The sequence below is a fragment of the Olivibacter sp. CPCC 100613 genome, assembly GCF_036959255.1.
Taxonomy (GTDB): Bacteria; Bacteroidota; Bacteroidia; order Sphingobacteriales; family Sphingobacteriaceae; genus Olivibacter.
Genome location: NZ_JAWMTI010000002.1, coordinates 170,196 through 189,770 on the forward strand (window position 1 = coordinate 170,196; position 19,575 = coordinate 189,770).

Annotated in this window: 15 protein-coding genes and 1 tRNA gene; 14 read left to right on the top strand and 2 right to left on the bottom strand. The window is 40.7% G+C overall.

Annotated elements, in window-relative coordinates; translation table 11 throughout:
* Positions 1 to 175: 175 nt before the first annotated feature.
* The 12 genes from RYH73_RS07165 to RYH73_RS07220 all read left to right on the top strand — a co-directional run bounded on the left by RYH73_RS07165 (position 176) and on the right by RYH73_RS07220 (position 15,391).
* Entirely contained in the window at positions 176 to 931 is a 756-nt protein-coding gene (locus RYH73_RS07165) for a porin family protein (RefSeq protein WP_335312735.1), read from the top strand.
* Positions 932 to 958: 27 nt separating this feature from the next.
* Positions 959 to 2,131 (top strand): S41 family peptidase, encoded by a 1,173-nt coding sequence (locus RYH73_RS07170; protein ID WP_335312736.1) that lies wholly within the window; start codon positions 959 to 961, stop codon positions 2,129 to 2,131.
* Between the two features lie 221 nt (positions 2,132 to 2,352).
* Positions 2,353 to 2,426, top strand: a tRNA-Pro gene (locus RYH73_RS07175).
* A 354-nt stretch (positions 2,427 to 2,780) separates the two neighbouring features.
* A complete protein-coding gene (locus tag RYH73_RS07180; RefSeq protein ID WP_335312737.1) occupies positions 2,781 to 3,098 on the top strand; it encodes an ArsR/SmtB family transcription factor in 318 nt (105 codons plus the stop codon).
* Between the two features lie 5 nt (positions 3,099 to 3,103).
* Positions 3,104 to 3,547 carry an SRPBCC family protein gene (locus RYH73_RS07185; RefSeq protein ID WP_335312738.1) on the top strand — a complete coding sequence of 148 codons (444 nt, stop codon included), beginning with the start codon at positions 3,104 to 3,106 and terminating at the stop codon, positions 3,545 to 3,547.
* 40 nt (positions 3,548 to 3,587) lie between these two features.
* Positions 3,588 to 4,238: a DNA alkylation repair protein gene (locus tag RYH73_RS07190; RefSeq protein WP_335312739.1), complete on the top strand. Its 651-nt coding sequence runs from the start codon at positions 3,588 to 3,590 to the stop codon at positions 4,236 to 4,238.
* Between the two features lie 407 nt (positions 4,239 to 4,645).
* Positions 4,646 to 7,723, top strand: a complete 3,078-nt coding sequence (locus tag RYH73_RS07195) for a SusC/RagA family TonB-linked outer membrane protein (protein WP_335312740.1) — start codon at positions 4,646 to 4,648, stop codon at positions 7,721 to 7,723.
* Positions 7,724 to 7,763: 40 nt separating this feature from the next.
* Positions 7,764 to 9,359 carry a RagB/SusD family nutrient uptake outer membrane protein gene (locus RYH73_RS07200; protein WP_335312741.1) on the top strand — a complete coding sequence of 532 codons (1,596 nt, stop codon included), beginning with the start codon at positions 7,764 to 7,766 and terminating at the stop codon, positions 9,357 to 9,359.
* 24 nt (positions 9,360 to 9,383) lie between these two features.
* Positions 9,384 to 11,432, top strand: a complete 2,049-nt coding sequence (locus RYH73_RS07205) for an alpha-galactosidase (RefSeq protein ID WP_335312742.1) — start codon at positions 9,384 to 9,386, stop codon at positions 11,430 to 11,432.
* A 9-nt stretch (positions 11,433 to 11,441) separates the two neighbouring features.
* On the top strand, positions 11,442 to 12,482 hold the full coding sequence (locus RYH73_RS07210; RefSeq protein ID WP_335312743.1) for a GntR family transcriptional regulator: 1,041 nt from the start codon (positions 11,442 to 11,444) through the stop codon (positions 12,480 to 12,482).
* Positions 12,483 to 12,485: 3 nt separating this feature from the next.
* Entirely contained in the window at positions 12,486 to 14,081 is a 1,596-nt protein-coding gene (locus RYH73_RS07215; protein ID WP_335312744.1) for a solute:sodium symporter family transporter, read from the top strand.
* A gap of 200 nt (positions 14,082 to 14,281) precedes the next feature.
* On the top strand, positions 14,282 to 15,391 hold the full coding sequence (locus tag RYH73_RS07220) for a glycoside hydrolase family protein (RefSeq protein ID WP_335312745.1): 1,110 nt from the start codon (positions 14,282 to 14,284) through the stop codon (positions 15,389 to 15,391).
* A 21-nt stretch (positions 15,392 to 15,412) separates the two neighbouring features.
* On the opposite strand, the gene RYH73_RS07225 is transcribed toward RYH73_RS07220, so the two are convergent.
* On the bottom strand, positions 15,413 to 16,750 hold the full coding sequence (locus tag RYH73_RS07225) for a sigma-54-dependent transcriptional regulator (RefSeq protein WP_335312746.1): 1,338 nt from the start codon (positions 16,748 to 16,750) through the stop codon (positions 15,413 to 15,415).
* A 261-nt stretch (positions 16,751 to 17,011) separates the two neighbouring features.
* Between RYH73_RS07225 and RYH73_RS07230 the strand changes: the two genes are divergently transcribed.
* Both RYH73_RS07230 and RYH73_RS07235 read left to right on the top strand, forming a co-directional pair.
* A complete protein-coding gene (locus RYH73_RS07230; protein ID WP_335312747.1) occupies positions 17,012 to 17,221 on the top strand; it encodes a hypothetical protein in 210 nt (69 codons plus the stop codon).
* A gap of 193 nt (positions 17,222 to 17,414) precedes the next feature.
* Positions 17,415 to 18,524, top strand: a complete 1,110-nt coding sequence (locus tag RYH73_RS07235; protein WP_335312748.1) for an adenylate/guanylate cyclase domain-containing protein — start codon at positions 17,415 to 17,417, stop codon at positions 18,522 to 18,524.
* Here the strand turns inward: RYH73_RS07235 and RYH73_RS07240 are convergent.
* Positions 18,510 to 19,553 (bottom strand): bifunctional transcriptional activator/DNA repair enzyme AdaA, encoded by a 1,044-nt coding sequence (locus tag RYH73_RS07240; RefSeq protein ID WP_335312749.1) that lies wholly within the window; start codon positions 19,551 to 19,553, stop codon positions 18,510 to 18,512. The two genes, RYH73_RS07235 and RYH73_RS07240, sit on opposite strands and share 15 nt — an antisense overlap.
* Positions 19,554 to 19,575: the final 22 nt, after the last annotated feature.

Here is a 19,575-nt window from a genome sequence, read left to right on the forward strand (position 1 = left end):
CCTAAACAACACAATAAATCGATGCCATTTACCGGTCTTCGCAACAGATTATTTTAGGAATAACATACCGTTAATAAACCAGCTGCTTGGCAAATTCACTGGATAAGCAATTAAGCGCACTTTCCTTTATGAGTCTGATAGGACACCGTAAAAGCAATTATAAATAATTATATCAATGAATTATAGACTATTTACGCTTGTTATCTTATTCGATTTGATTGGCCGTAACCTGAAAGCGCAAAACCGGTTAGAAATCGGAATAGCAGGTGGATACAACAAGAATTATCTACATAGTAGTACGGGTTATCGCGCATTTACAACCTATGAGGCTGAAAGTGGCTTCGAAATCGGCTTACCGATCTTATATCACATAAACGACTGGTTTGCAATGCAAATAGAGCCTGCTTACATTCAAAAGAACTATCAAATAAAACGGACAGGATTCTTTGAAGGTATTTATCAAAAAAATATAAACAATTATATCCAACTTCCAATTATAGCCCAATTCTCCTTTGGTGGAAAGCAATTACGTGGTTTCTTGAATATGGGTGGTTATGCCGGGTATTGGACTTCAGGTAGGGTTAAAGGTTCTGCGCCCAATGTTTTTGATAACAGGCCTGAAATTGCCGATAATGAAGAGATTGATCATTTTTTACAGGTTTACCAACGTTACACCTATAACGAGCAATATAATTTCGATAGCCGACGCGATCGTCGCATTGAATTAGGTTTACTTGCAGGTGTAGGAATTCAATATCTTCTGCAGGAAAAATATCGTTTTTTCGTTGAAGGACGCTATTATTACGGCTTAACCGATCTACAAAAAAAATATATGACCAACCAAACACCACGCTATCATGATAATTATGGGATACGTATAGGTTGTTTGTTCAACCTCAAAAATATTTTCCAAAACGAACGTAGCAAATAGGCATTAAATCAACGAAATTACCGTAACATGAAACGTTTTAACCACTATATTATTTTAAGTTTCACTACCTTATTCGGCTTCGCGTCCTGCCGCAAAGAAATTCCGCAAATTAATCGACCTGATGACTACATCGCAGGCAGCTTCAGTGAAGTCTTTGAGGCATACTGGAATGGTATGAATAACAACTATGTGTTCTGGGATATTGACACAACGAATTGGGATCGCGCTTATAGACAATATAAACCACTTTTTGCACAGCTTAACCTCACAGATTCAAATGACGTAAGGAAAGGTTACACTTATTTTAAAGAAATGACTGCCGGATTAATTGATTCACATTATGATTTGTCATTTAACGACCCATGGTTGGCTGATTCTATGAGTATCAATCCAGCCTATCAGCGCAAGTTAAACAGTCCTGCCTATCATGATCCCATTAATCCCGGACATTTTTACTATACTGTTTCTGCAAATTACTTAGATCAAGGCTGGAAACGGGGTTTTGTGAATTTAGATCAGCAATACGTCGCTGTTGCAGGAACGATAAATCAGAACATCTTGTATCTTTACTTTAATGCGTTTAACTTAAAGAGTCTATATGAAAGTGACGATGAAAATGCGGTGAAGATCGTCGAAGAACATTTCTTTGAACTCCTTAAAAATACAACAAATATTAAAGGGATTGTTTTGGACGTACGTGGGAATGGGGGGGGTGCGCTAGTCGATCTCAATTTTTTGGTCGGAAAAATGATTGATAAGCGTTTAGATCTGGGCTTCACTCGTTCAAAACAAGGCAATGGTAGACTCGACTATTCCCCCTGGGTTCCAGCTTTTGTTACACCGGAAGCTGGGTGGAAGGCAGTAACCGCCCCCATCGTTATCTTGGCCGACGCCTGGTCTATAAGCATGGCTGAAATGACTGTCATGGCTATCAAATCTTTACCCAATGGCCACTTCGTTGGCGAACGCACTTGGGGAGGTAATGGACCACTAACTGGTAATACGTATTTCAACGGCGGGCAATTTTCAAGCCCCCTTATAAATCTTACCTATACATCCTCGCTTGCCCTTAAATATCGAGATGGAAAGATATACGAAGGTGTTGGTTTTCCGCCGGATTTAGAAGTAAAGTACAATGAAGAAGCTTTGCTCCAAGGACGCGATCCACAATTGGAAGCGGCCCTAGCCATGATACATTAAACTTATCCGATCGTTTCGACAATGCAGTACAGGCTGGATCATTCGTGAAAATGAAAGATATGATTAAATACCGCTCATGTCATCGTCCAATAAATTAAAAATAAGCAAACAAATAAAATTATTGCATTTGGTTTCAACCAGTTAGTAAGCCCACGATAAATATCATTTGACAATTTGAAACTTAGGGCTATATTTGCAGCGATTTAAGCTGTATTCAGCATCGGGGTGTAGCGTAGCCCGGTATCGCGCCACATTTGGGATGTGGAGGTCGTAGGTTCGAATCCTGCCACCCCGACAGACAAAAGCTCTTGCGAAAGCAAGGGCTTTTGTTGTTTTAGCGCGAGCCGAGTTTACTCGACCGAGCACGTAAAACAACAAAGGGCAGCGCACGTAGTGCGGTTTTTTTCTGTCATCTTCCCCAACAGGATCACCGAGTACAGCGAGGTAATCCTGCCACACATCGACACTCTAAAACTATAAAAGCCGGTGCACGATTGCCAGGCTGTTGTCTGTATAATTTGTTTTTTTGTATCCACTTTAACAAGAAACCGCTAACAAGTCATACCTAAAAAATATCAATTAAAAAAACTGTAAAAAATTGCGCAAGCAAATACTTGCCTTTATATTTGCAAGTAAATACTTGCAAATTATGGAGACACGCAGGGATGTTTTTCAAGCGATAGCAGACCCGACACGAAGAGCTATTATCGGTATGATTGCCGAAGAGCCTGTCAATGTAAACACCATTGCTGAACAGTTTGATGTAAGTCGACAAGCTATATCACTACATTTAAAAATATTGGCCGAATGTGGTTTGCTGGATATGAAGCGGCAAGGGCGTGAACGGATTTGTGAAGCAAAATTGGAAAAGTTGAACGAAGTAAGCGAATGGATAACACAATACAAACAGTTTTGGGAAACCAAACTGGATGCATTGGGCGAATTTCTTAACAACAATAAAAAATAGAAATAATGGACGAGAAAATATTGATAATCGAACGTATTTATGAGGCCCCGATTGAAAAAGTTTGGGAAGCCCTTACGAACAAAGACCAGATAAAACAATGGTACTTTGAGGTTTCCGATTTCAAAGCGGAAGTTGGTTTTGAGTTTCAGTTTTCTGCAGAAAACGAGGGAAAAACATATTTGCACAGGTGCAAGGTTGTGGAAGCTAGTCCAATAACAAAAATCGCTTATACTTGGAGCTATGAGGGCTATGTTGGGCAATCATTGGTAACTTTTGAATTGTTTAGCGAGACTGCGCATAAAACCCGTTTGAAGTTGATCCATTCAGGCACGGATAGCTTTCTGGTGCATCCCGACTTCGAAAAAGCAGATTTCAACGCGGGCTGGAATTACATACTTGGGCAATCACTTCGAAATTTTGTGGAAATGGACAGCTTAACGATTTCTTAAGTTAAGATTTATTTATTGTCTCAAAAAACAAAATATTGATATGAAACGCTCTTCACAAGCAGAAAACATCTTGGCTCAGATCAATACTAAAACGAAGTTGGGAGACTTACGAAAGATTGCGAGTGAGATTAAAAAAGACCACGAATTGGCCTTGGAACTTTGGTCAACCGGGCAATTTTTACCCCGACAATTGGCAATTTTGATTATGGACAAAAAACAACTTTCGCAAAAACTCATTGACCATTTAGATAACGACATGAATCAACATAATGAAGATGAAAAACTTCAGTTAATTGATTGGTTAATGGCAAATCAGCTTTCGAAAGACAAAAAGACCATTTCGCTGATGGAAACCTGGGAAAACAGGCAATCTTCACTACAAAGACGAGTTTTTTGGTATTATCAAGCCCGTTTACGCTGGGTCGGGCAAACACCACCGCCAAATAGCGAAGAACTACTTTCCAAAATTGAAACACGCATTGAGAATGAAGTACCGGAAGTTCAATGGGCAATGAATTATACGGCGGCTCAAATCGGAATTTTTGAAGAAAAATACCGTACGAGATGCATTGCACTTGGAGAACGTACAGGGCTATATAAAAATGAAATAGTTGCTAAAAATTGTACCCCTAATTATTTACCCAAATTAATTGCCATACAAGTAGGCAAGCTGAATAAACAAAAAGCATAGCGTATAGCATGAATGAACAGGATAAAAAGTAATAGTTAATCCCGCTTGCCGGCTTTTTGTATCTTATGATAACAACGTACCTTGATGGATTGGAAAAAAGTTCTATCCAAGCGTTTTTGTCTGTCATCTCCCCTCCCTTGAATCATCGAGCAATGCGAGATAATCATGCCATAGATTGACACCTTAAAAACCATAAAAGATCGTATTAATCGCCTAACCCATTTTACGAACTTTTAAAATAATTTCTTTTTTTCTATTTTATTTCTACTTTTGCATCACTAGTATAGACTAGTACAGAATAGAACACACTAGCCAATATAATGACAAGCGTATAAATTAATGGACCTAATGTCGCCTTGGACGTAAAGAACCAAGCTATTTACAAATTATAAAACCTGTTAACAATCATGATTCTAATCTTAAAAAAATGGTGCTGTGCTACAATTGCCATAAAAGTAGCTCTCATCCTAAGTATGCTCCTCCTTGTAGACGCTACGGCCTCTGCGCAGCAACTGACAGTCAACGGAAGCATTCTGGACAGTCTAACCCGCGAAAGCCTACCAGGTGTTTCCATTAAGGTAAAAGGAAGCACAAGTGGAACAGCTTCGGATGCAAATGGAAAATACACCATCCAAGTGACTCCAGGTGCTACGCTGGTAATATCCTATATAGGTTACCAACCAAAGGAATTGAAAGTATCGGATACGGTACATGATATTCTACTCCAAGCGCAGGGATTTGAACTAGAAGATGTTGTCGTTGTAGGAACACGAATCAAAAAAAGCGATCTTACCGGTGCTATCGGAACGATTTCTGAAAAGCAATTGAAAGAAGTTCCAACAACCGATCTTACAACTTCGATGCAGGGGAAGGTACCTGGCTTATACATTGCCCGCTCCAATGCTACTCCAGGTGGAGACGTGACCATTAAGGTACGGGGTACAAATTCTATTTCATACGGAACGAATCCTGTCTACGTAATCGATGGCATTGTAGCGGAAGAAGGTATTCGCATGATTAATCCAGACGATATCGCTTCGATTGAAGTACTAAAAGACGCATCGTCTACTGCTTTATATGGTTCAAAAGCCTCCAATGGGGTTATCGTCATCACCACCAAAAAAGGACAGCAAGGTGATGGTAAAATCAGCTATAATGGATTCGCCACCATAAGTAGTTATCAAAATCGTGTTAAACAATTAGATGCGCGCCAAATGTACGATCTACGTATTGATGCCTATGCAAATGCGTATATGGATGAAAACCCCGGTGCCGATCGTCAAAGCTATATTGATAACTTCCTAACAAAAACGGATATTGCGGGGGCGATCTTTTCACCCGAAGAACTGTATAATGGTCAAAATAATCTGACCAGCAACTGGCTAGACGCTATTACGCGTACGGGTTTAGAACAAAATCATTCCTTAAATTTCTCAGGTGGTGATACTAAATCCAATTATTTTTTAGGTTTCTCCTATTCAGACAATAAAGGGGTACTTGATATCGCTCGCTATAAAAGAATCAGTGGTCGTTTTAATTATGAGCGACAGATTAAACCTTGGCTAAGGGTAGGAACAAATACCAGCATTTCACGTGGAGATAAAAATCGTTTGGACGACAATGCGTATGCTACCGCATTGATGGCCAATCCGATGCAAACTATTGACACTGAACGCTTATACATGGCCTTCCAGGGTGTTTCGCAGATGGGGAATTACAACCCAATATTAACGAAAGAGTTATTAAGTGAAGAGGTACACAGCCGAATCCTGACCACCAATTTCTTGGAAGCCAAACCAATAGATGGATTAAATCTCCGCACCTCAATATCCGCCGACATTTATAACAAACAAGATAATAGCTATATCCCCAGCAACATTGGACAATCTATGCGCGACAATTATAATGGAAGGGGTTGGCAATGGCGTGGTGTAACAGAGTATTGGCAATGGGATAATTCTGCCAGTTATGAGAAAACTTTTGGCAAACACCGTCTCTTTGGACTCGTTAGCACGAGTATGTCCAAGACGCGTACCAATGCCATCGATATGACAGGTTATGGTTTTCCTACAGATATATTAGGATATAAAGGAATGGGTTTAGCGAGTGATCGCGAACGAAACACCATCAATTCAGATTATGTAACCAATACACTGGCCTCTGTTATCGCCCGAATCAATTATTCGTATGATGGTAAATATTTATTAACAGCCACCGTGCGTCGTGATGGAAGTTCTCGATTTGGCGATGGGAACAAATGGGGAACCTTCCCTTCCCTATCGCTCGGGTGGAATATGCGAGAAGAAAGCTTTCTAAAAAGTGCAGATTGGCTAGATCAATTGAAATTACGCGCAGGCTTCGGTTTGTTAGGAAACCAAAATATACCTAACTACACATACATGACCATTTACCAACCTGCTTACTCCAATGGAGTCGTCGGGTTTACTCCAGAGGATAATCGATTCGGAAACCCTGCCCTAAGATGGGAAAAACAAAAACAATACAACGCTGGTTTCGACCTGAGCATGTTAAACAACAGGTTGTCTTTTACAACTGATGTGTTCTATATGCGGAATACCGATTTGTTGATGCGTATGGCACTTTGGCCTTCATTCGGATATGATTATCAAATTGCAAATGTGGGTGAACTGGCCAATAAGGGTATTGAATTCAGTTTTAATGCTTTAGTTATCAACTCGCAAGATTTCCAATGGCGTATATCGGGCAATATTGCACACGACAAGAATACGATTAAAAAGCTTGTCAATGGTGTTGATGTATTATGGAACGGCGGCAATATCATGTCGCGGGACGGCAATTTATTTGTAGGCCAGTCACTCAACACGTTCTACACTTTTAAAGCAGATAAGATAGCCCAACAAAGCGATATGGATCGCATTAACGGTATGACATTTTATAATGGTTACATTGTTCGCCCCGGGGATATTCTACCTGCTGACTTAGACGGTGACGGGAAAATAACAGCCGAAAATGATATGACGATCGTCGGCAAAGCCGATCCTAAATTCTATGGGGGTTTCACCAGCAATTTTGCCTACAAAAACCTGTCGCTTAACGCCGTATTTACGTACTCTTATGGTGCCAAAAAGTTTAATGGTCAGTGGGATGCTTTAATGGACGGCTCTGCAAGTTTTACGCCGGCAAGCATTGAACAACTCAATCGTTGGACGCCTGACAATACAAATACAGATGTTCCGCGTGCATATCGTGGCAATAAATTCAATAGATTCGGATATGGGTCTACGGATTGGGCAATGTTAGACGCCTCTTTCATACGCTTAGCTGCCCTGAACCTAACTTATAATTTTCCGAGTAAGTCGCTGGGGCCGTTAAGTAATCTAAGCGTATATGCTTCCGGAAACAACTTATTTCTTATTACACCTTACAAAGGGTATGATCCAGAAGCGGGTGAAGGCTATCCATTGACTCGCAGCTTTACTTTAGGCGTTAATCTTTCATTCTAATGACGAGATCATTTTTATCCACTTTAATCAGGATTTTCTTATGAATAAGCACATATTATATACTGGTATATTATTGGCAGCATTGTCTTTGCCATTCACCTCTTGCAACAAATTCCTAGCTGTTGAGCCTGAATCAAAAATTCAGGACGACGCCATCTTCGACAATATAGAAAATTTAAACGGCTACATTTTAGGTCTGTATAAAGACTGGCGCGATGCACATAAGAACCGTATTGAGTTATACGCCGGTACCGATGAAGCGGTTATGGGCGGCATACAATGGCGGGACAATAATTTCCGTAAAGGATTGGAAACCTACCTTGACGGGATGAATAGCACCAATGGAGGTATACTGGAGGTATGGAAAAGTCGCTTCCGTATTGTAGCTCGTGCATCGAGTGCCATATCGGCTTTAAGTTCAAATGAAAATAGCCAAGATGCTGCCTTCAATCTCCGTTTAGGAGAAGCCTGTTTTCTTCGGGCCGTTAATAATTTTGAACTCGTACAAATGTTTGGCCCTATTCCCTTAACAGGAACGGACATGGGAGGAAAAAGGCAAGCTATCGATTTGGTGTATGGATCGATTGAAAGCGACTTAGAGAAGGCTATCCAGTACTTACCCGACCCTGCCGACCCCAGTTACACCGATTTGAGACGTGCAACGCGGGCCATTGCGCAAGCAATGCTTGGCAAACTTTATCTTTATGCGCCGGAAGTGTCTGGTTTTCGTGATTATGCAAAAGCAGCTGAACAGTTTGAAAAAGTTTATAATAATCCTTATTTTGGTGGTACAGGTGCAACCAATTACCAAGCCATCTTTGATGCGCATCAACAGAACTCAGCAGACTATAAGAAGGAAATGGTATATGCTTTTCAGTTTAGTAATGTTAGTGGTGATATGAATAGCATTCAATGGGATATGGGATCAAGACCCGTTTCAAGTATGACTGCAATTGAAGCTACTGCCCTATTTGCGGGTTTTGATGGAACGATGCCCAGTGAATATTGCTACGAATTGCAATCGGATGGCGGGTTATGGGAAGAAGGAGATATAAGACGAGCAGAGAGTATCCGTTTTGACTTTACGTGGGAAGATAAAGAACCCTCTTTAACGGGTTACGTATGGGGAGATGAACTGGATCCACATGTTAAAAAATATGAAGATGTACGCACCGTTGAGCAAGGACTTAGTTCTTATTATAGTGGTAAGAACGTTCCTTTTGTTCGCTTTAGCGACGTGGCCTTATGTTATGCCGAATGTCTATACAAAATAGGCCGACAGGGAGAAGCCATCGAAATCATTAATAATGTCGTCCGTAAAAGAGCGTTTAACGGTAATTTGCCGGCCGATAAAAGATGGACCCTCATGGGTGAAGAAGCATTCATGAAAAACCTAATGGATGAACGGATGCGCGAACTCTGCTTCGAAGGCTGGCGTAAATTCGATTTGTTGCGAACGGGATTGTTAAAGCAATACGTACAAGAAAGGAATCGCTGGGTTTCCGGTATGTATAAAGGAAACAGAATCAGTGCGCCTGTTGTCATACAAGATTTCCGTCTTACCTGGCCAATCCCCTTAGATGAGCTTCGACAAAATCCGGATCTATCAGAAGCTGATCAAAACCAAGGATATTAACACATCAACTAAGTAATTATGCAAATGATCAAGTATCTATACCGTTTCAACATCGTTGCTTTGTCATTTTTCTTCATGACAATAAAAGTAGACGCACAAACGACAGACGATTATACCGTACCCTTTGGAAAAGAGAATCAGCTGATTATCCACAAAAAATCAGGTTCGTTCTCCTTAAAATATAAGGGAACAACCATTGTAAACGATGCCGGGGCTTCTTTTGTGGTCAACCAAACGAAGTACGGCAATACTGATTATAAAGTTTACAAAATACAGCAACATCCTATAAAAGATGAATTGGGTAAAGGTATTCAGATTAAGCTAACGGCAGAAGCACAGGGACAACCCACAATGAATCGCTATTTTTACTGCTATCCCGATCGAGCCTTTGTTTTGACACAATTGGAGATCGTAGGTCAACAGCCGTTAAGCTCCAACCAACTGATACCCATCCAAAGTAAGAATACACAGCTCCTACATGGCGAAGATGTAAGAACGCTATTTGTACCATTTGATAACGATACCTTTATCGCTTATGATGCAAAACCTATTGGCACAGAAGCACAAATGAGTGCGGAAGTAGGTGTTGTATTTGACAATCAATCGCGCCATGGTTTGGTAATCGGATCGTTAAATCATATGGATTGGAAAACCGGTGTGAAAACCGCCGGTCAAAAGGCCTCAATTCATGAACTCGAAATATACGCTGGTTATAGTGATGTAAAAGTAACCAGGGATTCCATGGACCATGGCGCTATAAAAGGAAAAACAATACGATCACCAAAAATTTTCATCGGCTATTTTCCCGATTGGCGGGACGGGATGGAAATTTATGCAAAAGCAGGTCGGTTGGTTGAAGCACCTTATATTAAACCTTGGACCAGGGCAACACCCGTGGGTTGGAATAGCTGGGGTGTTATCAAGGAGCATCTCAGTTACGAACAAGCGACCGGAGTAGTCGATTTTTTTGACAAAAAGATTCCTTTTTTTCGAAATGATGATCAAACCGCCTTTATTGACCTTGACTCTTTTTGGGATAATATGGTACAGGGTGGGTTTTCCGGTGATTTTTCCCGATTAAAGGAATTCGTTGCTTATTGCAAAAAAAGGGGCCTGGAACCTGGCGTTTATTGGGCACCATTCACCGATTGGGGCTTTAGAGGAGATCCTAACAGAATAGCAGAGGGAGGTAATTATAAATTTTCAGAGATGTGGACTAAAACCACGAAAGGTTATCATGATCTAGACGGCGGACGGGCGCTCGATCCCACCCATCCCGGCACGCAGGCGCGGATCGCTTATGTTATTAACAAGCTCAAGGACTGTGGATTTAAAATGATAAAAATCGATTTCCTTGCACACGCGGCAGCTGAGTCTAGTCGTTTTTTCGATACCGAGATAAGTACGGGTATGCAGGCATATCGGGTAGGAATGGAATGTTTATCGGACAATCTGGCCAATAGCATGTTGGTATATGCAGCTATTTCGCCTTCTTTAGCAACAGCTCGCTATGCACACATGAGACGAATCGCCTGCGATGCGTGGAAAAGCATTAAAGATACGGAATACACATTGAACAGTGTCAATTACGGGTGGTGGCAGACCTATCAATACGACTACATAGATGCAGATCATTTGGTTTTCGAACAAGAAAGTGAAGGCGCCAACCGTGCACGTCTCATCGCTGGCTTAATTACCGGATCGGTTATTTTGGGTGATGATTATTCAAAATCCGCAGATTGGCAACAACGTATCATACAATGGTTAGGAAGTTCGGAAGTCAAAACACTTATACAATCGGGGAAAGCATTTCGCCCAATAGAAGGAAATACGGGGACAAAAACCAACCAGTTGTTTTTCCGCTCCGATCGAACAGGCACCTACCTTGCCGTTTTCAATTTCAATACAGCGGCAACATCAATTCACATCGAAGCGGCTCGAATCGGTTTAAATCCGAACAAGACCTATGTGCTAAAAGACGTATTAAGCAATCACGAAAAGGAACTAAACAAACAGCTAGCCATAGCATTTGAACAAGAAGGTGCTTATCTTTACAAAATCAGTTCCAAGTAAAATAACCAAATGACAAAAAACATGCTTTCCGATCAATCGCCGATTTTTGAAAAAATACGTTCCTTAGAAAAAATACAATCGCTCTCCAAGCATGAAAAATTAATCCAAGGTATTTTGGATGCGATTGATGATGAATGCCTTTATGCAAATGACCCTTTACCCTCTGTTAACACTATGGTAAAAGAGCTGGGCTATGCTCGTGAAACAATTGTAAAAGCCTACAAGGAACTAATCGAGCGCGGCGTTATTGCGTCAAAAAACAGGAAAGGTTATTTTGTAATCAGTCAAAATACAAAGCAAAGGCAAAAGATCGCTTTATTGATGTATGCTTTTGATACTTTTCAAGAAACCTTGTACCAACATCTTAAGATCAACTTGGGTGATGATACCCAAGTTGATCTTTATTTTCACCATAATAATCCGGATGTATTTGAAGCTATTTTTCATCGCATCGTTGGACACTACGGTTTGTACATTATTGCACCTATTCCTTCCGAAAGAATCAAAGAACTTTTGTTAAGTATCCCTCCCTTTAAATTGCTGATCATAGACCGCTTTATTTCGTTGGGAAAAGATTATTCGTATATCGTCCAGGAGTTTCAACATAGTTCCTACCGTATATTTGAACAGTTGACCCACCAATTGGCAGCGTACGAGGAAACTATTTTTTTCTTTAGAAGGAATACTGCCGAGCCGCAGGAAATTCTCAAATCCTTTAAGAAATTCTTAAAAGATACCGGAATCAACGGTAAAATCGAAACCTCCTATAAACCAGGCACTATACAGAAAAACAAAGTGTACTTTACGATTCATAATCCAGAACTATATGCCATCCTGAAAGATGTCATGGATAAGAAATGGGAACTTGGAAAGGATTTGGGCGTATTGGCACATAATGATGATGTCATCAAGGAAATCCTAGCAGGAGGTATTACAACGTTCTCCACCGATTTCAAAAAAATGGGAGCACTTGCAGCCACTTATGCAAAAAGTCGTGAAAAGATTCAGCTGGTTGTCCATACCGAATTACATAATAGAAAATCACTGTAAACCATGGAAGCCTTTGTCAGCTTCGGATTATGCACCTTATTAATTGCCCTTATTTCATGGTATAAGACGAAATCGACCAATTTACGAACCGTAAAAGGGCTCTTACTCGCCGGAAAAAATAACGGCTATTTAATCGTTGCCAGTTCATTGATCCTCACCAATCTTAGCGCAAATCAATTTATCGGCGAAAACGAATCCGTGTACACCAATAACATGTCTGTTATGGCGTGGGGTATTACTTCGGTGCTTGCCATGCTGTTGGTATCTGAATACTTTCTTCCTATCTATTTTAAAGGTGGAATGATTACAACACCCGATTTTCTGGCCCATCGTTATGATGAAGGTACAAAGCGACTTGTTTCCATCATTTTTTTATTAAGCTACATAGTGAATCTCTTACCACCTGTACTCTATGGTGGTGCTGTTGCATTAACCGGCATGTTTCGCCTCCCCGATCTCTGGGGAATTAGCTATTGGCAATCGATATGGATAATGGTATGGCTTTTAGGTCTAGTCGGTAGCACCTACACGATTCTAGGGGGCTTAAGAGCCATTACGATCTCCGATACACTCTTAGGATTAGGCTTACTTTTGCTCGCTATCGTCCTTCCTGTTTGCGCGTTGCGGTACTTGGGAAAAGGCGATATCTTCGCGGGCTTGACGTTGCTTTTTAGCAAACATACCAATCATTTAAACGCTATCGGGACTGCCCATGACGCCATTCCTTTTAGCACGATTTTCACGGGAATGCTATTGGTCAATCTCTATTATTGGGGAATTGAACAATATATTGTCCAGCAAACATTTGCCGCTAAAAATTTGAAAGAGGCTCAAAAGGGCATGGCGCTCGCTGCATTGAGCAAATTATTGATGCCGCTTTTAATTAATCTACCGGGTCTCATCGCCGTACACCTATATACCAACATGAAAAATACGGCATCAGTTTTTCCTTTAATAGCAGCCGAAACACTTCCCGATGCGCTGTTAGGCATTACGATTGCGCTTATTTTTGGGGCGGCTATTACTACTTATAATGCGGGATTGCATGGAAGTAGTACGCTGTTTGTTATGAACCTCTATTTACCCTATCTCAATAAAAGAAACAAAAAACCAAAGGAAGACGAGTTAGTCAGAACAGCTCGACGCTTTGAGCTATTTCTATCGTTTGTTGCAATGGTCACCGCCCCTTTTATCCTCTTCGTAGATAGTGGATTTTATACCTATCTACAACGAGTAGCAGGGCTTTTCAGTATGCCGATTTTTACCATTATTATTATTGGTTTTGTCAATAGAAAGGTTCCGGCTATTGCCGCAAAAATCGGTCTCCTCTTCTTCATGCTGTCCTATTTTGCGTGCGAGTATATCTTCGCTGTTCAAATCCATTACTTACACGTTTTGGCCATCCTCTTTTCGCTTACCGCGTTTATAATGGTCATCATCGGTTGCTATTATCCATCAAAAAGTATTCAAATAACTTCGGCAAACACCACACAGCATCTCGTTGTTCCATGGAAAGGCCGATATATCGCAGCTGGTGCGCTACTGATCTTAATGCTCCTCATTTATATTGCTTTTTCGCCGTTGGGACTGGCATCTTGATCCAATGATCGATCATTTCAACCCTTTTATAAACCTGAAGACAAATTGGTGGTATATGAGTATATATTCTCACATTGGCAATCCATTTTATTCTAAAAAGTGAGGAAAGGAATAAATTTATGTTTAGTTTTGAAATGCTGAATTAAATCAGCATGATTACCACATATTGTCTATAGCTATCTCCAATTAAAATAATGACTGTGTTATCCAGACGATCCTTTATTAAAAGTTCACTAGGCACCGCGTCTCTTTTACTTGTTAATCCCGAACTTTTTGGAAAAGAAAAACAAGCGCTTTCCCTTCCCGAAAGAATGTTACCGGCCCCATTGAACGGGGGTTTTGAAATGAAAGATTACTGGGTTTGGGATCCTTCCGTAGTAAAAGGGGAAGATGGTTTGTATCATATGTTTGCTTCACGGTGGTCAAAGGAATATGGCTTTGGCAATTGGGTCACCAACTCGCAAATTATAAGAGCGGTTTCCACTACGCCCGCCGGGCCCTACACCTTTGCCGAAGTAGTACTAGATGCTCGGGGGAAAAATTTCTTTGATGGCTGTACAACCCACAACGCACGTATAATAAAAAGCGGGAAATATTACTTACTTTACTATTTCGGAAATACCTATCCAGATACTCCGCCAAAACCTGGTGAAGATGTATGGGCAAGCGGCCTAGCTCAAAGAGCATGGATGAACAAACGCATCGGTTTGGCCTGGTCAACGTCCGTTCACGGTCCATGGACCCGAAGCGAACACCCTATATTGGAACCTAGACCTGGGCATTGGGACGCCTCAATTACTTCAAACCCTTCGCCCGTCTCCCTTCCGGATGGCCGCATTTACCTGATGTACAAGTCATCACAAAAAGACCATAACCCTCCACTATTACTTGGTGCTGCTGCAGCTGATTCCTTTAAGGGGCCTTATAAACGACTTTCCGAAAAACCATTGTTTGAATTTCATGCTCAAGGGAAGTTGGATAATGACGTCGAAGACCCTTTTGTCTGGTGGTCAGGTGATCATTATGAACTGATCATGAAAGATCGCTTCGGGCATATTTGTGGCGAGGAAGGTGGCGGTATCCATGCCCTGTCCAAAGATGGCATTCAATGGGATCTAGCACATCCGGTAAAAGCCTATTCACGACATATAAAATGGGAGGATGGTAAGGTGACGTTACAGGCCAATTTCGAACGCCCTTTCCTACTATTTGAAAATGGTAAAGCAACTCACTTATTCGCAGCAACCGGCACAGGTAATCGACCTTACGAATTGGAAAATTCATGGAATATGGTTATTCCATTAAAGTGATCATGAAAAATACACATATCGTCAGATCTTATACTGCTCTACTTTCCTATACAGCGTCGCGATGCCAATATCCAATAAACGAGCGGCCTCTGCTTTATTCCCGTGCGTAAAGGCGAGTACTTTCTGAATGTGTAACTTCTCCATACCCTCAAGCGAAAAGCTCGAAAGGGCGGTCGCCTGCTGAAGTTCGGGATGACGAACATCATAAGGTAGACTGTCAACATCTAATACCCCATTCATATCTAAAATGACACTACGTTCAATTACATTCTTAAGCTCCCGAATATTCCCCTTCCACGGATATTGTTCTAAAGCCCGTATATAAGCGTCACTTAACTGAACAACCCGTTTATTGGTCTTCAAAGCGAAAATCTCAGCAAAATTATTTGCTAGCAAAGCAATATCCTGCTTTCGCTCTCTTAGGGGCGCCAGAAAAATGGTAAACACGGAAAGCCGATAATAAAGATCACTTCGGAAAGTCCCCTTTTCAATCTCATCTTCCAAATGCCTGTTGGTGGCCGCAATAATACGAACGTTTACTTTTGTTGGCTGTGTTTCTCCAATTTTCAAAAACTCCCCCATCTCTAAAACCCGTAACAGTTTAGCCTGTAAATCAACAGCCATTTCCCCGATCTCATCTAAAAACAAGGTCCCACCGTTTGCTTCTTCAAACAAGCCCTTTTTATCTTTTAGCGCACCGGTAAAAGAGCCGGCTTTATAACCAAAGAGCTCACTTTCCAGTAATTCTCTTCCAAAAGCTGCACAGTTTAGGGCCACAAAATTTTTCATTTTACGATTGCTCGCCTGATGAATTGCTTGTGCAAACACCTCCTTACCCGTCCCCGTCTCGCCCAATAGTAAAACGGTTGTATCTCCTTTCGCCACTTTTTTACCCCAGTTGATTGCGTCAAGTATGGCGGGCGACTTTCCGATGATGCTTTCAAAATTGTACTTTCTTTCCACTTGCTTTTCAAGCTGCTGTATTCTTTTGGCTAGCTGTGCCTTCTCAAACGCACGATGCAGCAGGGGAATAATTTTATTGTTATCATCTCCTTTTGTGATATAATCAAATGCGCCGCTTTTTATGGCTTGTACGCCGTCTGCAATATTTCCGTAGGCTGTTAATAAGATAATTTCAGCAAATGGCTGTTTTTCTTTAATATATTCTATAAATGCCACCCCATTACCGTCCGGTAATTTCACATCGCAAATAACCACATCAAACTCTTCGCTTGTCAGCTTCTTCTGTGCCGCTTTTAAATTATCAGCCTGCACAACTTCAAAGCCCTCCAATATGATAATTCGAGCAGTAAGCTGACGAAGCTTTTCTTCGTCATCAATTAATAAAACATGCTTCACTTTTTAATCTTTTAATGCCATGGGGCTAATCGAATTAGGCGTTAGCCCATGGAACAAACTTAGATAAAATAGAGCCATTCGTCAACAGCAGTAAAGCATTCATCGAAAAGAGTCTATTGACGAAAAAAACCTTGTCTCGACCGAACCGACTAACAATCTAAAAGTGAGGAAACTATGTACCATTATTGTGAAGATATGCGAAACGGATATTGATACACATTGTGTACCTTGTGAACACCTTAGCCTGAAGAACTAAAACATATGAACAGCAATTTACAAACCTTAAGCATTCTTCTGAATATCCAGATTCAAAGCGATAATATTGGCGAAATCCCCTATATTCCTTTAGGAGAACGTTATATTGTCACTGAAGACCAATTTACAAAAGAACTCGAGTTAAACGACCTTCATCTTTATCAGTGGACGATTAAATCACTCAGTGAAATACTGAACTTCGCAGCTCGTTTATAAAGTGATTTTTAATTTTTATCTTCTTTTCCTTCTTTTTGAATTAAACGGGAGCTAAAAATGTTTTATTTTCGATTGGATTTTAATCTTGCTCACAGATCTCACGAGATGAACGAGATGACGATAAACTTTTATAAAAACGAGGATATGTACGCGATCTGAGCAAATAAAGGTAAGAGAAGTAAAAATCAAACAAATGAAAAGGGGAACATTTCTAAAACTGAAACAAGTAGGATTTATTGTTATTGCTTGGATGCTCATCGGTTTGATAATAGCCATATATGACCATTTAGTATTGCATACGCAAGTTTCATTAGGTACGGCTACCAATTATTCCTTCTTCATTTCTGTGCTTAGAAATATGGGAGCAGGACTCATTGGTGCATTGTTAGGTGGTAGCTTACTGGTCTTTTATATTGACGAAAAATTTAGGGATAAACCTTATGCTTATACCATTTTGATCGTGTTTATATGTTTTGTGCTTATTGTCGGATTTATCACAATTGTCATGGGCTTAACGATCGTACCTTATCAATTAAAAAAACCATTGACAGACCCCATAACGCAACAAGCGGTGCTCTCCTTCATGACGGATAGCTATCCATTAAAAAGCGGCCTGGTTTGGGCCTTTATCGTTGCACTTACCCAACTCCTTTTGCAAGTGAGCAGTAAATTTGGGCACGAAACATTTTTCCATATATTAATAGGTAAATATAATACCCCGAAAGCGGAAAAACGTATTTTTATGTTTCTTGATATCAATGCTTCCACAAGCATTGCGGAACGACTTGGTAATGAACGATACCATTCGCTTCTCAAAGATTTTTTTGCCGACATCACCAATCCCATCCTTGAAAATAAAGGGAGTATTTACCAGTACGTTGGGGATGAGGTGGTCGTTGCCTGGAGTTATAAAGATGGATTAGAAAAGTCGCATTGCGTAAAGTGTTTCTTTGATATAAAGATGACGATTGAAAGGAAGCGAGACAAATATACGCAACTATATGGCTTCGTACCTACCTTTAAGGCCGGAATTCATTCCGGCAATGTGATTGCAGGCGAGGTCGGAATTGTAAAGAGAGATATTACCTATTCAGGTGATGTATTGAATACAACTTCACGTATACTGGGTAAATGTGGGGAATTTAAAGAGGAAGTCATTATCAGCGCAGACCTACTTTCCCTATTGAGCAGCGCCAAAGAATATAGCAGTAGACTGTTAGGCAGCATACGATTAAGAGGAAAAGAACGAGAGATCGCCATTCTCGCACTTTTGCCTCAACATGTCCATTCAGCTAACATCTAATTCATTTTCCAGTTCGAGTAAGGCTCTTTTCCGCCAGATACCACCCCCATAACCTGTCAGTTGTCCATCCGACCCAATCACTCGATGGCAGGGAATCAAAATGGATATTCTATTCATACCATTTGCATTGGCAACGGCCCTAACAGAAGCTTCTTTTTCCATCATCTGTGCCTGTTCTTTATACGAAATCGTTTGACCATAAGGTATGCGCTGAAGTGTATTCCAAACTAAATTTTGAAAGTCTGTGCCAGGTGTAAAAAGCGGAACGGTGAATGATTTTCGTCGACTCGCAAAATACTCAGCCAATTCAATTTCCAACTGATTAAAATGTGAATTGTTCCCTTGCAGAATGGTGGCATTCATCCTTTTGGCAAGCGATTTAAATTCGGTTTCGAGCATTTTTCTATCCGTAAATTCCAGCAGACAGATCCCCTCAGTTACGGCACAAGCAACCATCGTTCCCAAAGGGGTTTCTAAGCGCTTCAAATCAATTACACGTTGCTGCTTTGAATGTTGAGGAGATACCCCAAAAATAGATTTAAATGAATCTCCAAACCCGCTCAACGACTCATAACCGGTATCAAACGCAGTGGTTGTAATGGATTCACCCTTTTGGATACGCTTAAAAGCGTTATTAATGCGAAACATACGCTGATAGGCTTGAAAAGTCATACCGTGGTTCTTCAAAAACCAACGTCTTATCATACTGGGTTCAACACCCATTTGCAGTAAATCGCGATCTTTAAACTTCATTCCGGGGTTTTCCGCCAAGCGATTTAAAACATTCCGTATGCCATCGGGTGTCATACTATACGCTAAAGGATTACAGATTTTACAAGGTCGATATCCTTTTAGGATCGCCTCTTTGCTTGTCTTAAAAAATTCTACGTTTTCTTTTTTTGGTTTCCGGGCGGTACACGTAGGCCGACAAAAAATACCAGTCGTCTTTACAGCGGTAAAAAAGACACCCTCAAAAGAAGAATCTTTGTTTACAGCAGCTTCGTACATTAGATCTATCGTTAATTGCATAACTTATTATTTAATAGATCAA

Excerpts from the sequence above, each read along its gene's own strand:
- RYH73_RS07170 (WP_335312736.1), top strand. The coding sequence starts at position 959 with ATGAAACGTTTTAACCACTATATTATTTTAAGTTTCACTACCTTATTC.
- RYH73_RS07185 (WP_335312738.1), top strand. The coding sequence starts at position 3,104 with ATGGACGAGAAAATATTGATAATCGAACGTATTTATGAGGCCCCGATT.
- RYH73_RS07235 (WP_335312748.1), top strand. The coding sequence starts at position 17,415 with ATGAAAAGGGGAACATTTCTAAAACTGAAACAAGTAGGATTTATTGTT.
- RYH73_RS07215 (WP_335312744.1), top strand. The coding sequence starts at position 12,486 with ATGGAAGCCTTTGTCAGCTTCGGATTATGCACCTTATTAATTGCCCTT.
- RYH73_RS07180 (WP_335312737.1), top strand. The coding sequence starts at position 2,781 with ATGGAGACACGCAGGGATGTTTTTCAAGCGATAGCAGACCCGACACGA.
- RYH73_RS07230 (WP_335312747.1), top strand. The coding sequence starts at position 17,012 with ATGAACAGCAATTTACAAACCTTAAGCATTCTTCTGAATATCCAGATT.
- RYH73_RS07240 (WP_335312749.1), bottom strand. The coding sequence starts at position 19,553 with ATGCAATTAACGATAGATCTAATGTACGAAGCTGCTGTAAACAAAGAT.
- RYH73_RS07205 (WP_335312742.1), top strand. The coding sequence starts at position 9,384 with ATGATCAAGTATCTATACCGTTTCAACATCGTTGCTTTGTCATTTTTC.
- RYH73_RS07165 (WP_335312735.1), top strand. The coding sequence starts at position 176 with ATGAATTATAGACTATTTACGCTTGTTATCTTATTCGATTTGATTGGC.
- RYH73_RS07195 (WP_335312740.1), top strand. The coding sequence starts at position 4,646 with ATGATTCTAATCTTAAAAAAATGGTGCTGTGCTACAATTGCCATAAAA.
- RYH73_RS07200 (WP_335312741.1), top strand. The coding sequence starts at position 7,764 with ATGAATAAGCACATATTATATACTGGTATATTATTGGCAGCATTGTCT.
- RYH73_RS07210 (WP_335312743.1), top strand. The coding sequence starts at position 11,442 with ATGACAAAAAACATGCTTTCCGATCAATCGCCGATTTTTGAAAAAATA.
- RYH73_RS07190 (WP_335312739.1), top strand. The coding sequence starts at position 3,588 with ATGAAACGCTCTTCACAAGCAGAAAACATCTTGGCTCAGATCAATACT.